We start from the raw sequence: 14,701 nt of genomic DNA, 5'->3' as shown, positions 1-14,701 counted from the left end.
ATCGACCAGCGGGTCAGGCTGGTTCAGAGTGTTGTTGCGAACGTGTCTGCGCGTCGGCGACCCCGCGCAGGTACTTGTAGATACCACCGTTTCGGGCGATCCAGGCGGTGAGCCGCGGGGACAGGGCGCTGACCACGTCCGCGACCTTCTCCATGACGGGAGCCACGGTGATCTCCACCTTGTCCTCCCTGATGCACTTCAGGACCGCGCGCGCGACCTCGTCGGGCCCGACCCGGCCGAGCAGGGCCGGGCGCCGGCCCGCCTGCCAGCCGGCGGAGATGCCGACGTCGGCGATCAGCGTCGGGTACACCGCCGACACCCCCACCCCGGTCCCCCGCAGTTCCTCGCGCAGGGACCAGGTGAAGCCGACGAGACCGTGCTTGGCCGAGGAGTTGATCGTGGCGTACGGATAGGCCGTACGCCCGCCCACGGACCCGATGTTGACCACGTGCCCGCGCCCGGCCCCGAGCATGTCCGGCAGCACCAGCCGGGTCATGGCCTCGGCGCCGAACAGGTTCACCAGCAGGACCTGCCGGATGGTCTCGACCGAGGCGTCCTGGAACCGGGTGATGTGCTCGATCCCGGCATTGTTCACCAGGATCCCGGCCGGCCCCAGTTCACGGCGGACAGTTTCCACGATCCGCCTCTGCGCCCCTTCGTCGGAAACGTCGGCGGGCACCACGAGCGGCTCGGGACCGAGCCGGCCGATCTTTTCCGCGGTGGCCCGGAGTCCTTCCTCGGACCGGGCGATGAGTGCCAACCGGACACCCGCCCCGGCCAATTCCGCGGCGATGTACGGGCCGACACCGCGTGACGCCCCTGTGACGATTCCCACAACATTGTTCAATTCGCGCACGGACGTCGTCCTTTGCCGAGAGGGACAGATTTCAGCGGGTCGGCTGCAGGGCAGCGCGCCTGCCGGAGAGCACCTGGATCAGCACCGCGACGCAGCACAGCAGCGCCCCGGTCAGCGCCACGGCGGCGATGCCGGCGTGGTCGAGCACCGCGCCCCCGACGACCCCTGACAGGCCGATGCCCAGGTAGAGGGCGGAGGCGTTGAGCGCCAGCAGCAGGCCGCCGGCGTCCGGGGAGAGTTCGAGCAGCCGGCGCTGGACCGGCGGGTTGAAACCCCAGCTCGACACCCCCCACACGAACAGCAGCACCGCCGCGATCGCCGTGCTGTGCACCGCGGACAGCGCGGACAGCGCGACGACGCTGCCGGAGACGGCCACCAGCAGCGGCATCCGGTAGCCGTAGCGGTCGGCGGCGAATCCGCCGACCACGTTGCCGACGGCGCCGCCGAGCCCGTACCCGAAGAGCAGCAGGCTCAGTCCGGTGCCGTGCGCCCCGACGGTCTCGGCCAGCACCGGAGCCGCGTACGTGTACACGGTGAACACCCCGAGGCTGGCCGCGAGGGTGATCCCGAGGACGGTGACGACCCGGCTGTCCGAGGCGACCGCGACCCTTTGGCGCAGGGTCACCCTGGCGGGCGCCGCGACCTCGGGCACGGCCACCGCGACGGCCACCGCGGAGAGCGCGCAGAATCCCGCGACGAGCCAGAAGACGCCCCGGTGTCCGAGCGGACCGACCAGCAGCGTTCCGGCCGGCACGCCGACGATGGTGGCGGTCACCAGCCCGCCGAAGACCCAGGCCGCCGCGCGGGCCCGGCGCTCGGGGCCGCTCAGCTCGGCGGCGACCGCGGTGGCGGCCGGCGTGAACACCGCGGCGCCCACGGCCGTGACGATCCGGGCGGCCGTCAGCACGGCGAAGTTCGGCGCCAGCGCGGCGAGCGCGTTGCCCGCCGCGGCCACCAGCAGCGCCGCGATGATCAGCGGTCGGCGGCGCCACCCGCCCAGGGCCACGGCCAGCAGCGGGGAGCCGATGGCGTAGGCCACCGCGAAGGACGTGGTCAGCAGTCCGGCCGTGGACAGGGAGACGGACAGCTCCTCGCTCAGCTGCGGCAGCACACCGGTGACGACGTAGCCGCTCGTCCCCACTGCGAACGCTCCGAGCGCGAGCGTAGAGATCTTGCGCAACACGAAATGAACCCCCTGCCCCCCGGCTGGTCAGTGCCGAACGTGATCATGGCACGGGTCTCGAAGGCCGCGCGAACCGGAGTCCGTTCCACACTCCCACAACAGAAGTTGCAGGCCAACAGAGGTTTTGCGCCATGATCACATCACCGGGCACGGACATGGGCGACCCGCCCGCCGCGGGAAACCTCCTCGCTGCGGACGGATCGCACGCTCGGCCGGTGCGGCCGGATCACTCCCCGCCGGAGGCCGGCGGATTCGCAGATGTCACGCCCAGCTGACGCGCCTTCTCGATGTCGGCGGCGGAGGGCTTGACCCGGGTGAACTCGTCGTGGCCGAGGAAGGTGGACTTCCACTGGTCGGCCGGCGCCGTGCCGTAGCTCAGCAGCCACTGGGTGACGATCCGCTCCTGGCTGCCCCCGACGTACTGGCCGCTCCAGGTGGCGACGGAGTGTGCATTGCGGTGGGCGTTGCGGTAGGCGACGGTCCATCCGACCGCGGTCCCGGTGCCGTCGGCGGGCGCGCTGTCGTAGCGGCCCGTCATGACGTAGCGCTTCTCGGCGTTGCCGACCGCGGACTCGTAGGTCCCGACGAACCCGCCGTCCGCGGCGCGCGTCACGACCATGACCGAGCCGAGCTGGTTGTACCAGGTGCCCAGGATGCCGGGGCGGGACTCGGCCACGGAACCGGTCTCCGCGGCGTCCGCGGCCACGGCCCCCCGGGGGTCCGCCGAAGCGCTCGCGGATACGGTGACGAAGGTCAGGGACAGGGCGCACAGTGCGACTAAGGCTTGGCGTACTCGCGTCACGAGATGATTCCCCCTGTGAGGGCCGAAGGGCCCGCCGATCGCCCGTGATGGTGGAAGGCCACGGGCGCTTTCGGGGAAGAGCGTAGTGTCGTGACCGGCGGTAAGCCGGGGTCGCACCCGCGAATTGTCGGAGTTCATGCGGAGAGTCGGCGTGATGTGTTCGCCCGCCGGCCTCCGGCGACTTGCGGAGGCCGGCGGTCCGCCGATGTCAGCGGTCGCGGACCGCGACGATGCCGTTGAAGACGCCGACGTACGCGGTGCCGTCGGGGCCGAGCGTGATGGGCGCCCAGTTGTTGTCGTAGAGCGGGCCGGTGCCGGTCAGCTGCCGCCAGCGCCGCTCCCCGGTGCGGAAGTCCACGGCCGTGAGGTACCAGCCGTCGATCCCCCAGGCGTTCGGCTCCTTCTCGTAGAAGTAGAGGAGCCCGTTCGCGGTGGAGAGCTTGGGGACCACCGACGGCGCGCGGACGGCGCTCTGCCACACCGTGTCGCAGCCGCTGCCGTCGGCGCGGACGTCGATGCGGGCCACCCCGCCCACGACGGACTTGCCCAGCAGGAGGCTGGTGGGGTTCTCGTATCCGTAGTTGTTCTCGACGACGATGCTGTTGCCCCACGTGATCAGCGAGTTGTCGGTGGTCGACGCGCCGGAGCCGAAGACGGGCACCTTGCAGACGAGCCTGCGGTCCGCGGCGACGTCCGCGCCCCGCCGGTGGACGAGGACGTTCATCCGGTCGTCGGCGTTGTCGGTGATGGCGACGTAGCCGTCGCCGAAGAGGTCCGGAGTCGTGCCCGAACCCTGGTTGACCGAACCGGGCTTGGTACCGGTGCCGCGGTCGTAGGTCTGGCGCCACTGCACCTCGGGGGTGCCGTCGGCTCCGGCCCGGAAGCTGTAGAGGGCGTGGTCGGAGACGATGGAGACACCGTCCTCGGCGACCGAGAAGGAGTTCTGGATCTCCTCGCCCTCCAGCCGCAGGGAGCGGATCTGCGAGGTCGCGGGGTCCACGGTGCCGACGCGGCCCTGGCGGGTCACCCACCAGATCCGGCCGTCCCAGTCGGGCATCACCGAGGTGACGGGGTCGCAGGTGCCGCTGGGCCGCAGGTTGGTCCAGGTCACGCAGTCGTGCGGGACGTGGCCGGTTAGGTCCCAGTCGTCGTCGACGGTGAACTTCCAGCTGCCGTCCGGGTTCTGGGAGTGGGCCAGGCGCAGGACGTGCTGGCGGGAGTCGGCGAGCACCGCCCGGTCCTGGTCGTCCAGGTAGAAGTAGGCGCCGCCGGAGGTGTCCTTGAAGATCTTCGCGAAGTCGAGCGAGGTGATCGCCTCGACGGTCGAGGAGCGCTGCGGGAGCTGGTGCTCCGCGAGTGTGGCGAGCGTACGCGGCTCCAAGAGCTTGACCTTGAAGCCGGTGAATGTGCCGCACACCGTGACCAGCCGGCCGCCCGAGTCGAAGGTGGCGGTGGCGCATTCCCCGCCGAGGGCCGCGATCTTCTCGCTGGTCACCCGGGGGTTCCTGCCGAGCGGCCCCGACCAGGGGGAGGTGGCGCTGCCCGCCGCGTCCGAGTGCATGCCGCTGCGGCCGTTGGGCGCGAGGTGCGGGTGTTGCGGCGGGGCCTCGCCCGGCAGCGGGGCGGCGGACGCGGGGCCGCCCTCGTAGTGGGTGATCAGCCGGTGGCCGGGGGCCTTGGGTATCTCATCGCCCTGGGCCGGGGCGCCGCCGTGGAGCACCGCGAAGGCGGCCACGACGGGCAGTACGGCGCAGTTCAGCGCTCTTCGGAACATCCGGACTTCCTCCGTGTCACCACAGGTCTCTGTCGACATTGCGTCTGACATCGCGCCGCCGCCAGACGCTAGAGCGCAGTGCCGGAGGAGTCCATGGATGCGCCGGATGCTTCACGAAGGCGCAACAGTCGATCAAGGATTGAGGCTGGAGACCACGTTCGCGGTGGCCGTCAGGCCGTCGTGGATGGTGGCGGCCATGCTGCTGCTCGCGAGGTAGAAGCCGAGCAGGACGCAGACGAGGGCGTGCGAGAACTTCAGCCCGCCGCTGCGCAGGAAGATCCAGGCGAGGATGAGGAGCAGGACGACCACGGAGAGGGAAAGCACCATCGAGACCTCCTGAGTCACCGTCATGGTGGCGCAGAGCCGGGTGCTACCGGGCGAACGACGTGTCCGCCGTACGGGTGTTGACCGTCCGTGACGGGCGTCAGTCCTTGACGCTCTCTCGTTCCAGTGGGTGGTGCGCCCGCACCAACGCGACAGCAGCACCGGGTCGTGGCCCACCGCGAGGAGTCCGGCGTCCGTCTCGGCACGACGGTCCTCCACCACCGCGACCGGGGCCGCCGTGGTGGAGGCGTCCGGCATCGCCGTCGTCTCGTCGCAGACCGGCCGGCGCGGCCGCAGCGCCAAGGCCCCCGTCGGGCAGGTACGTTGCAGCCGGCCGTAGCCGACCTCGCGGGGGCGGCTGGGGAGCAGGTCCGCGCCCGAGGCCCACCCGTTTCCGCCAACTCGGCGAGCCGCGGCTGCTGGAAGACGGCGCCGACGGCGGTGCGCGCCAGCTGGATAGACCAGAAGTCGACGAATCGGGTCGTGTAGCCGGTCCTCGGCGCACAGGTCTTGTCGCCCTCCCGCCTTCCGTGCCATATATGTCTAGACCTTTACGGAAGCCGAGGAAGGCCACCCCGTGCGACGCAGCGCCCCCACGCTCGCCCTCTTCCTGGCCCTCACCGGCCCCACCGGCCTCTCGAGCCTCACCGCGTGCACCGCGCCCGACACCGTGCCGCCGCCCGCCCCCACCGGGCTCACCGCCCAGGCCGGCAGCGCCACCTCCGTCCACGTCATGTGGGACGCCGCGGCGGACCGGGCAGGGGTGACGCGCTACCAGGTCTTCGAGGGCGGACGGCCGGTACGGGAACTCCCGGCCGAGAAGACCATGGTGGACATCACCGGCCTCGCCCCGCAGACCGGCTACTCCTTCACGGTGCGGGCCGAGGACGCGGCCGGGAACCTCTCCGCAGCCGGCCCCGCGGCGCTCGTGACCACCCCGGCGGCCAAGGCCGAAGACCGCCTGGCCCCCACCGCCCCCGCCACCACCACCGGTGGCGCGACCGGCCCCCGGTCCGCCCGGCTGTCGTGGGCTCCCTCGACGGACGACACCGGCGTCACGGCGTACGACGTCTATCAGGGCGGCGTGCGCATCCACACGGCCGGCCCCGGCGACGAGGAGACCACGCTGACCGGCCTCCAGCCGGACACCGTCTACACCTTCACGGTCCGGGCCCGCGACGGCGCGGACAACTCCTCCCCCGACGGCCCGGCCGTGGACGTGAGCACACCGCCCGCCTCCGGCGACGGGCCGCCCACCGCCCCCGCCGATCTCACCGCGACCGCCTCATCGGGCGCCGTCACCCTCACCTGGACCGCCCCGGACACCGGCCGCGCGACCACCGAGTACGAGCTGCACGTCAACGGACGGCCCACCACCGTCATCCAGTTCGGCGCCGGCGCCCTCCCCGCCGGGCGAGTGGAACACCGCCTCACCGTGGCCGAACCGACCGGCACCGAATGGGCCGTGAAACTGCGGGCCAGACTCCCCGACGGCAACTGGGGGGCCTTCTCCGCGGAACGGCGGATCACCCTCGTCGCGTGAACCGGGCGGCACGGATCCCGCCCCAACGGCACGGTGGGATAAGAAGATCACGCACAATACTCCCGTGTTCGGTGAGTACTCGGTCAATGACAATCAGCCAGATTCCACGGACGGCGTGCCCCAGCCGGGCGCCGGGACACCGCCGGGAAACCTGCCGCCGGAACCGGCGAGCTTCATCGGCAGGGAGTCCGAACTGCGCCTGCTCGAAAGGCTGTTACGTGAGCGGCGACTGATCACCCTGACCGGGGTGGGCGGCGTCGGCAAGTCCCGGCTCGCCCTTCGCGCCGTCGCCGCCGCCGCCCACCAGGCCCGGGCCGACGGCGTCTGGTGGGTCGAGCTGTCGCCGCTGCGCGACCCCGCCCTGCTGACCGCGACCGTCGCGCACGCCGTCGGCCTCGCCGACCACTCCCCGCGCCCGCTCGACGAGGAACTGTGCGCGTGGATGGCCGACAGGGAACTCCTGCTCGTCCTGGACACCTGCGAGCACCTCGTCTCCGAATGCCGCCACTTGGCGGGCGAACTCCTTCAGTCCGCGCCCGGGTTGACCATTCTGATCACCTCGCGGGAGCCGCTGCGCTGCGCCATCGAGGAAGTCGTCGAGGTCCGGCCGCTGCCCTGCGAAGGACCCGACAGCGACGCCCTGGCCCTCTTCCGCGCCCGCGCCCTCACCGCGGCCCCCCGCGCCGCCGCCGTCTTCGCCGACCCGGAGCGGACCGCGGTCGCCGCCGAGGTGTGCAGGCGCCTGGACGGCATCCCCCTCGCCCTGGAACTCGCCGGAGCCCGGCTGCGGTTGTGGACGGTCGAGCAGATGGCCGAGCGGATCGGCGAGCGTTTCGAGATGCTGTCGGACGTCCGCGTGCCACGGCCGGCCCGGCACCAGACGATGCGGACCACGATCGGCTGGAGCCACGAGCTGTGCGAGCCGCTGGAACGGCTGCTGTGGGCCCGGCTCTCGGTGTTCACCGGCGACTTCGACATCGCCGCGGCGCGCGCCGTGTGCGCGGGCGGCCCGCTGCCCGCCGCCCGGGTGGAACGCGTACTGGCCGGCCTCGCCGCCAAGTCCGTGGTCCTGCGCTCCCAGGAACGGGGCGCCGGCGCCCGCTACCGGCTGCTGGACACGATCCGCGAGTACGGGCACGACTGGCTGTGCGAACTCGGCGAGACCCAACTGGTCACCGACCGGCACGCACACTGGTACGCGGCGCTCGCACAGGCCGCCGACCGGGGCTGGATGGGCCCGGGACAGGTCGACTGGTACCGCAGGATCACCGCCGAGCACGCCCAACTGCGCACGGCCCTGGAGCACCTGCTCGCCGCCGACCCGACGGCGGCGCTGGAGATGGCCGGAAACCTGTGGTTCTACTGGTTCGCGTGCGGGCACGTGCACGAGGGCCGGGCCTTCCTGGAACGGGCCCTGAGGCTCGCTCCGCGCACGGAGGCCGCGTACAACCAGGCCCTGTGGTCCCTCGGGCTCACGATGGTGCTCCAGGGCGACATGGAGCAGGCGCGGCGCCTCGGCGAGGAGTGCGCGCGGGACGCCGCCCGCCTGGCCGACCCCGAACGGGAACTGCGCGCCGCCTACCTGTACGCGGCCTCGGTCCTCATGCCGGGCGACCCGGTACGGGCCCTGGAGCTGTCCGGCCCGCGGGCGCGGGCCGCCCACGGCGGGCGGCCCACCGGGCCGGGGTGGCTCCTGTGCAAGCTTTCCACCAGCTACTCCCTGTGCGCCCTGGGGCGCTTCGAGGAGGCGACCGAGGAGGCGCGCTCGCTGCGGGAGGCCTGTGCGGAGCTGGGCGAGCGGTGGATGCGGGCCTACGCGGACTACATTCTGGCGGTGGCCGCGCTGGGTCTGGGCGACCACGGGGAGGCGGCACGCCACGTACGGGCCATGCTGTCCGGCAAGCGGCTCCTCGGCGACCGCCTGGGCATCGCACTGGGCCTGGACCTGCTGGCCACGGCGGTGGCGGGGCTGGGCGACGGCGAGCTGGCGGCCCGCCTCCTGGGCACCGGGCACGCGTGGTGGCGGACCGTGGGCCGGCCGCAGATGGGCTCGCCCTCCCTGACGGCCATGCGGGACCAGGGCGAGCGGCAGGCGCGGGCGGCGATCGGTGACGCGGCCTTCGAGGCGGCGTTCCGGGGCGGGGCGGCGGCGTCCACGGGCTGAGGGCGTCAGCCCGTGAACGGCGCGGTGTGCAACTTCGTCGGGGCTCCCGTCAGTACGGGAGGGGTCTGCCCGACGGTGTGCGCAGGTCCAGGTCTCGGGGGGCGGGCTTGGGGACGGGCTTGCGGATCAGCTGCTGGCGCATGCTGCCTCCTCGCTCAGACCAGGGCCGGGCGGCGGGGTTCCACCGCGCGGCTGTCGGGGAGCAGTTCACCGGTGTCGTCGAAGATCACGACTCCGTTGCAGAGCAGGCTCCAGCCCTGTTCGGGGCGGGAGACCACAATGCGGGCGGCGTCGTGGTCGGCGCTTTCGGCGGCTGGGCAGGGGGGCTGGTGGGAGCACATGGCGCACCTCCTCGCGATGTGGGGCGGGAGGGCCGGTGGTCACCCGGTCGAACCGCGATCCACGGTGGCGGCGAGTATTACTGATCGCCACCCCCGGACGGAACCCATATTCGCCGTCCAGTTCACGGTGTGTATGCCCGATTACCATGCGCTCATGCCCGTTATCCGGATCGTTCACCGTACGTCCGCACCGGCCGCCGAGGCCTGGTCGAGGCTCACCGACTGGGAGCGCCACGGCGCGCAGGCCCCCCTCACGCGGACGATCATCGAGACGGCTCCGCCGACGCACGCGGGAACGATCTTCACGGCCCGCACGGGTGTGGGCAGGATCACATTCGACGACCGCATGGAAGTGGTGGCCTGGCGCCCACCCGCCGAAGGCGCGCCGGGATTCGTCCGGCTGGAGAAGCGCGGCCGGACGGTGACGGGCTGGGCGGAGATCGAGATCCGCCCCCTTCCCACGGGCGGCTCGGAGGTCCACTGGCGCGAGGAACTGCGCCTGCGCGGCCTCCCCCGCGCCCTGGACCCCGCGGTCACGGCGGCGGGCCGCCTCCTGTTCACCCGCGCCATCGCCCGCCTGCTGGCCCGCTGAGGGCGCGGGCAGGACGCTCCTCTATGGTTCCTTGATCACCGCGCCGGTGATCACGAAAGCGAACGAGGAGAGATCCGTGGCCACTCCGCCACCGCCGCAGCAGGCTCCCGGTCCGTACGGCCCGGCCGGGGGGCCCGTGTTCACGGGGCCACAGCAGCCGTACGGCGCGTACGGCGCCCACCCGCAGCCGGGCCGGTACGGGTGCAGCCTGTGCGGGTCCTGGCCGGCCGCGCCCGCCACCGTACGGGGCCACCAGGGCATGGTCGTGCTGGCGCGGTTCCTGAGCCGCCGCGGCCCGTTCTGCCGGGACTGCGGCCTCGCCACCTACCGCGGCATGTCGTCGGACACCCTGTGGCAGGGCTGGTGGAGCCCGGTGTCCCTCTTCGTCACGCCCGTGACCCTGCTCATGAACCTCGGCCCGCGCGCGGCCTTCCGCAGGCTCGCTCCCCCGGCCGGCGGCTTCCGCCCGCCCCTCGACCCGGGCAGGCCCCTGTGGCGGCGCGCACCGGCCCTGCTCTTCCTCATGCCGGTGCTGTTCGTCGTGCTGGCCGTCCAGACGCTCCTCGTGCTCGGCCTGCTGGTCGACGGCCCGCCGCAGCTGTCCGTGGGGCAGTGCGTACGCAACGAGGGCACTTGGGTCGAGCAGGACCTCCAAGTCGTCTCCTGCGACTCGTCCCGCGCCGCGTACAAGGTCACGGGGCTGCTGGACACCCCCGGTGCGCACTGCGCCGCGCTGGACCACATCGCCGACCCGAAGTACGGCCCGGACGAGTTCACCAGCGCCTGCCTGACACCACTGCGCTGAGGCACGCGGCGGTCACGGTACCCCCGGGCGAGGGCCAGGACTCGGACCCGCCCGGGTCCCACCGAGGCCCCGCTCCGAGCGGACGGGCATGCCCGTCCGCTCGCGCCGGGGCGCGGGGCCACACCCCGCACCCCCCACCGCAGAGGCCCGCGCCTAGCGGATCGGCATGCCGGAGATCGTGCGTGCGATCACCAGCCGCTGGATCTCGCTGGTGCCCTCGAAAATGGTGTAGATCGCGCTGTCCCGGTGCATCCGCTCGACCGGGTACTCGCGGGTGAAGCCGTTGCCGCCGAGGATCTGGACGGCCTGGGCGGTGACCTTCTTGGCCATCTCGCTCGCGAAGAGCTTGGACATCGAGCCCTCGGCCGATTCGAACGGCCGGCCCGCGACCGCCATCCACGACGCCCGCCACACCAGCAGCCGGGCCGCGTCGATCTGCGTGCGCATGTCGGCGAGCTGGAAGGCCACGCCCTGGTTGTCGATGATCGGGCGGCCGAACTGCGTACGGGTCTTCGCGTAGTCGAGCGCGACCTCGTACGCGGCGCGCGCGGTGCCCACGGCCATCGCGCCGACGGCCGGCCGGGAGGCCTCGAAGGTGGCCATGGCCGCGTTCTTGACCCGCTCGCCCCCGCCGCTGCGGGCGCGCTCGCGGGACCGGGCGAGGCGCTCGTCCAGCTTCTCCTTGCCGCCGAGCAGGCAGTTGCCGGGGATCCGCACGTCCTCCAGGACCACCTCGGCGGTGTGCGAGGCGCGGATGCCGTGCTTCTTGAACTTCTGTCCCTGCGACAGCCCGGGGGTGCCCGGCGGCACGATGAACGAGGCGTGGCCCTTGGTGCCGAGCGCCGGGTCGACGACGGCCACGACGATGTGGACGTTGGCGATGCCGCCGTTGGTGGCCCAGGTCTTGGTGCCGTTGAGGACCCACTCGTCCTTGGCCTGGTCGTAGACCGCCCGGGTGCGCATGGAGCCGACGTCCGAGCCGGCGTCCGGCTCGGAGGAGCAGAAGGCGGCGACCTTCACGTCGTCGGGGGTGCCGTACATCTGCGGGATCCAGGTGCCGATCTGCTCCTCGGTGCCGTTGGCGACGACGCCGATCGCCGCGAGCCCGGTCCCGACGATGGACAGCGCGATGCCCGCGTCGCCCCAGAAGAGCTCCTCCATCGCCATCGGGATGCCGAGTCCGGTCGGGTCGAAGAACTGCTGGGCGTAGAAGTCCAGCGAGTAGATGCCGACCTTGGCGGCTTCCTGGATGACGGGCCACGGAGTCTCTTCGCGCTCGTCCCATTCCGCGGCGGCGGGGCGCATCACATCGGCCGCGAAGCCGTGGATCCAGTCCCGCACCTGCTTCTGGTCCTCGTTCAGCTCCATGGTGAACTCCGCCATGTCCCCTCCACCTGTCCGTACTCGTCGCTCCGGAGGTTACTAGCGGTAACCTACGTGGGGGCCACAGTCTGTTACCGGCGAGTAAGTACTGTCAAGCACGGGCGATGCCGTCGCCGGCCCTCAGGTCGCGTCCACCGATTCGATCGCCGGGGTGCCATGGGTGTTACGTTGCGTGGGCGTCACGCACATCGCAAGGGCGGGGAGAGAACACGTCATGGAGACCACGCAGCAGACCGGCGAACCGGGAGCGGCCGAACGCCGTCGGCGGGAGCTGCTCGAAGCCGCCGACCGGGTCGTGCTCAGGGACGGCCCCAAAGCCTCCATGAACGCCATCGCGGCCGAGGCCGGCATCACCAAACCCATCCTCTACCGGCACTTCGGGGACAAGGCGGGCCTCTACCAGGCGCTCGCCGTCCGGCACACCGACGCCCTGCTCGGCTCGCTGCGGGCCGCGCTCGACGCCCCCGCCGAACGCCGCCGGCGGGTGGAGGCGACCCTCGACACCTACCTGGCCGCCATCGAGGCCCGACCGCAGGTCTACCGCTTCCTGATGCACCCGGCCGAGGACTCCCACACGGCCGAGCGCGGCTTCGACGTCGGCCTGCACTCGGCGCCGCTGCTGCGCAGGCTCGGCGAGGAGCTGGCCCAGGTGATCAGCGAGCGCGTCGACCTCGGCCCCGGCGGAGAACAGCCGGCCCGGGTCTGGGGCCACGGCATCGTCGGCATGATGCACGCGGCCGGCGACTGGTGGCTGGGCGAACGCCCCTGCGCACGCGCGGACCTGGTCGCGGGCCTCACCGACCTCCTCTGGGGCCGCCTCGCCACCGCCGGCAACCGCGAAAACGGCCCCGGCTTCTGACCCTTCGGGCTGCGCCACCCTTCAGCCCGCAGCCTTCCGGGCCGCGCCGGGACCACTTCCGCCTCGCCGGCGCGGCTGGGGGTGGCCCCGCCATGGAAAGAATGGAAAGAGGCGGGCGCGGCCCGGTGGCGGGAGGGCTCCGCTAGCCGCGCGACGCGCCGGGGCCCCACGGGGCCTTGCGGATCGCCCGCCGAAGGCGCCGGGCCCTCACCCCCGTCACGCGGTCCGCGTACACCGTCCCGTCGAGGTGGTCGCACTCGTGCTGGAGGCAGCGCGCGAAGAAACCCGTACCGGCGATCCGCACGGGGGCGCCGTCCGACGTGACCCCCTCCACGACCGCGTGGTCGAAGCGGACCGTGCCCGCCTCCAGCCCCGGCAGGGACAGGCAGCCCTCGGGCCCGAGGAACTCGTCCCCGTCGGCCGTCACCAGACGGGGGTTGACGACGTGCCCGACGTGTCGTACGTCTTCGTCATCGGGGCAGTCGTAGACGAACACCCGCTGGGCGACGCCGATCTGGTTCGCGGCCAGGCCGACGCCCTCGGCGGCGTACATCGTCGCGAACATGTCCTCGATGAGCCGGTCGAGGTCCGGCCCGAATTCGGTGACCTCCGGGCAGGGCGAGTGGAGCACCGGATCACCCAGCAGGCTCATGGTGCGGACGAGGCCGGTGGTACCGGGGATGAGGCGCTGTCGCATGGCCGCAAGCCTACGACGGGCGACTGTATGAGGAGATCCGCGGCGGGGCGGGGGCGCCGCGGTCAAGGCTCCGGCCGGTACTGGATAGGCTGGGGCCGACCGACGCTAGGAGGACAAGGGACGATGGCAGGCAACACGGAGCCGCTTTCGCCGCGGGCCAAGCTGGCCGTGACGGCGGGCAAGGCCGCGGCGGCGGTGTCGCGGGCCGCGGGACGCGGAAGCGGATCGGTGATCGGCGGCAAGGTCGCACTCAGGCTCGACCCCGATCTTCTCGGCGCGCTGGCGCAACATCTCGACGTCGTCCTCGTCTCCGCGACGAACGGCAAGACCACGACGACCCGGCTGATCGCCGAGGCCCTGCGGGCCAGCGGACCGGTCGTCTCCAACGCCCTCGGCGCCAACATGCCGGCGGGCATCACCTCGGCCCTCGCGGGCGGCTCCGACGCCAAGTACGGCGTCATCGAGGTCGACGAGAAGTACCTCGCCGGAGTGGCCCGGGACGTCACCCCCAAGGTGATCGCCCTGCTCAACCTCTCCCGGGACCAGCTGGACCGCGCTGCCGAGACCCGCATGCTCGCGGAGAAGTGGCGTGAGGGCCTCCAGGGCTCCAAGGCGGTCATCGTCGCGAACTGCGACGACCCGCTGATCGTGTGGTCCGCCTCCTCCTCCCAGAACGTGGTGTGGGTCGCGGCCGGCCAGGAATGGAAGGACGACGCCTGGTCGTGCCCCTCCTGCGGCGGTGTCATGCAGCGCCCGGGCGACGACTGGTTCTGCGGCGAGTGCGGCTTCCGGCGCCCGACCCCGACCTGGGTGCTCTCCGGGGACCACGTGCTGGACCCGCACGGCTCGGCCTGGCCGATCCACCTCCAGCTGCCGGGCCGCGCCAACAAGGCCAACGCCGCCACCTCGGCCGCCGTGGCCGCCGTCTTCGGCGTCCCGCCGCAGGTCGCGCTGGAGCGGATGTACCAGGTGCAGGCCGTCGCCGGCCGCTACGACGTGGTCAACTTCCAGGGCCGTGAGCTGCGGCTCCTGCTCGCGAAGAACCCGGCGGGCTGGCTCGAAACGTTTTCGCTGATCGACCCGCCGCCGACCCCGGTGATCCTCTCCGTGAACGCGCGCGGCGCCGACGGAACCGACACCTCCTGGCTGTGGGACGTCGACTACCCGCGCCTGGCCGGCCACCCGATCTTCGTGATCGGCGACCGCAAGCTCGACCTCGCGGTCCGCCTGGAGGTCGCGGGCCTGGACTTCCGGGTGTGCGAGACCCTCGACGAGGCCGTGCAGCTCGCGCCGCCCGGACAGATCGAGCTGATCGCCAACTACACCGCCTTCCAGGACGTGCGCCGCCGCGTCGGCAACTAGTACTCGTACCCCCAGA

The 14,701-nt window shown here is 72.3% G+C and carries 14 protein-coding genes; 6 read left to right on the top strand and 8 right to left on the bottom strand.

From position 1 onward, the window contains the following. Positions 1 to 13 precede the first annotated feature (13 nt). The 5 genes from AB0F82_RS22015 to AB0F82_RS21995 all read right to left on the bottom strand — a co-directional run bounded on the left by AB0F82_RS22015 (position 14) and on the right by AB0F82_RS21995 (position 4,942). Positions 14 to 856 (bottom strand): SDR family NAD(P)-dependent oxidoreductase, encoded by an 843-nt coding sequence (locus AB0F82_RS22015; RefSeq protein ID WP_362630292.1) that lies wholly within the window; start codon positions 854 to 856, stop codon positions 14 to 16. A gap of 31 nt (positions 857 to 887) precedes the next feature. Continuing rightward, positions 888 to 2,036 carry an MFS transporter gene (locus AB0F82_RS22010; protein ID WP_362630289.1) on the bottom strand — a complete coding sequence of 383 codons (1,149 nt, stop codon included), beginning with the start codon at positions 2,034 to 2,036 and terminating at the stop codon, positions 888 to 890. Between the two features lie 229 nt (positions 2,037 to 2,265). Further along, entirely contained in the window at positions 2,266 to 2,841 is a 576-nt protein-coding gene (locus tag AB0F82_RS22005; RefSeq protein WP_362630286.1) for a streptavidin, read from the bottom strand. 208 nt (positions 2,842 to 3,049) lie between these two features. Continuing rightward, positions 3,050 to 4,615, bottom strand: a complete 1,566-nt coding sequence (locus AB0F82_RS22000) for a hypothetical protein (protein ID WP_362630283.1) — start codon at positions 4,613 to 4,615, stop codon at positions 3,050 to 3,052. Between the two features lie 132 nt (positions 4,616 to 4,747). Then, entirely contained in the window at positions 4,748 to 4,942 is a 195-nt protein-coding gene (locus AB0F82_RS21995; RefSeq protein ID WP_030820628.1) for a hypothetical protein, read from the bottom strand. A 574-nt stretch (positions 4,943 to 5,516) separates the two neighbouring features. Between AB0F82_RS21995 and AB0F82_RS21985 the strand changes: the two genes are divergently transcribed. Together AB0F82_RS21985 and AB0F82_RS21980 are read left to right on the top strand one after the other, a co-directional pair. Next, positions 5,517 to 6,482 (top strand): fibronectin type III domain-containing protein, encoded by a 966-nt coding sequence (locus tag AB0F82_RS21985; protein WP_362630281.1) that lies wholly within the window; start codon positions 5,517 to 5,519, stop codon positions 6,480 to 6,482. 64 nt (positions 6,483 to 6,546) lie between these two features. Next, positions 6,547 to 8,646 carry an ATP-binding protein gene (locus AB0F82_RS21980; RefSeq protein ID WP_362630278.1) on the top strand — a complete coding sequence of 700 codons (2,100 nt, stop codon included), beginning with the start codon at positions 6,547 to 6,549 and terminating at the stop codon, positions 8,644 to 8,646. 155 nt (positions 8,647 to 8,801) lie between these two features. Here the strand turns inward: AB0F82_RS21980 and AB0F82_RS21975 are convergent, their stop codons facing one another. Then, positions 8,802 to 8,987, bottom strand: coding sequence for a DUF5999 family protein (locus AB0F82_RS21975; RefSeq protein WP_030820612.1), 186 nt, complete (start codon positions 8,985 to 8,987; stop codon positions 8,802 to 8,804). Between the two features lie 154 nt (positions 8,988 to 9,141). On the opposite strand from AB0F82_RS21975, the gene AB0F82_RS21970 reads away from it, so the two are divergent. After that, positions 9,142 to 9,579 carry an SRPBCC family protein gene (locus AB0F82_RS21970; protein ID WP_362630275.1) on the top strand — a complete coding sequence of 146 codons (438 nt, stop codon included), beginning with the start codon at positions 9,142 to 9,144 and terminating at the stop codon, positions 9,577 to 9,579. A gap of 76 nt (positions 9,580 to 9,655) precedes the next feature. Next, complete coding sequence (locus tag AB0F82_RS21965) at positions 9,656 to 10,384, top strand: LppU/SCO3897 family protein (protein WP_362630272.1); 729 nt, start codon at positions 9,656 to 9,658, stop codon at positions 10,382 to 10,384. Between the two features lie 153 nt (positions 10,385 to 10,537). Here AB0F82_RS21965 and AB0F82_RS21960 read toward each other — a convergent pair whose 3' ends face one another. Beyond that, entirely contained in the window at positions 10,538 to 11,767 is a 1,230-nt protein-coding gene (locus tag AB0F82_RS21960) for an acyl-CoA dehydrogenase family protein (protein ID WP_356814010.1), read from the bottom strand. Positions 11,768 to 11,981: 214 nt separating this feature from the next. On the opposite strand from AB0F82_RS21960, the gene AB0F82_RS21955 reads away from it, so the two are divergent. Further along, on the top strand, positions 11,982 to 12,626 hold the full coding sequence (locus AB0F82_RS21955; RefSeq protein WP_362630268.1) for a TetR family transcriptional regulator: 645 nt from the start codon (positions 11,982 to 11,984) through the stop codon (positions 12,624 to 12,626). 142 nt (positions 12,627 to 12,768) lie between these two features. Here the strand turns inward: AB0F82_RS21955 and def are convergent, their stop codons facing one another. Further along, positions 12,769 to 13,323 (bottom strand): peptide deformylase, encoded by a 555-nt coding sequence (gene def / locus AB0F82_RS21950; RefSeq protein WP_356814012.1) that lies wholly within the window; start codon positions 13,321 to 13,323, stop codon positions 12,769 to 12,771. Positions 13,324 to 13,446: 123 nt separating this feature from the next. On the opposite strand from def, the gene AB0F82_RS21945 reads away from it, so the two are divergent. Beyond that, the gene (locus tag AB0F82_RS21945; RefSeq protein WP_030029096.1) at positions 13,447 to 14,685 is read left to right on the top strand and encodes a MurT ligase domain-containing protein; all 1,239 of its coding nucleotides are present in this window, start codon (positions 13,447 to 13,449) and stop codon (positions 14,683 to 14,685) included. Positions 14,686 to 14,701 lie beyond the last annotated feature (16 nt).

It is taken from the genome of Streptomyces virginiae (assembly GCF_040638905.1).
GTDB classification, from domain to species: domain Bacteria; phylum Actinomycetota; class Actinomycetes; order Streptomycetales; family Streptomycetaceae; genus Streptomyces; species Streptomyces virginiae_B.
This window is presented reverse-complemented; position numbering and strand designations above follow the sequence as displayed.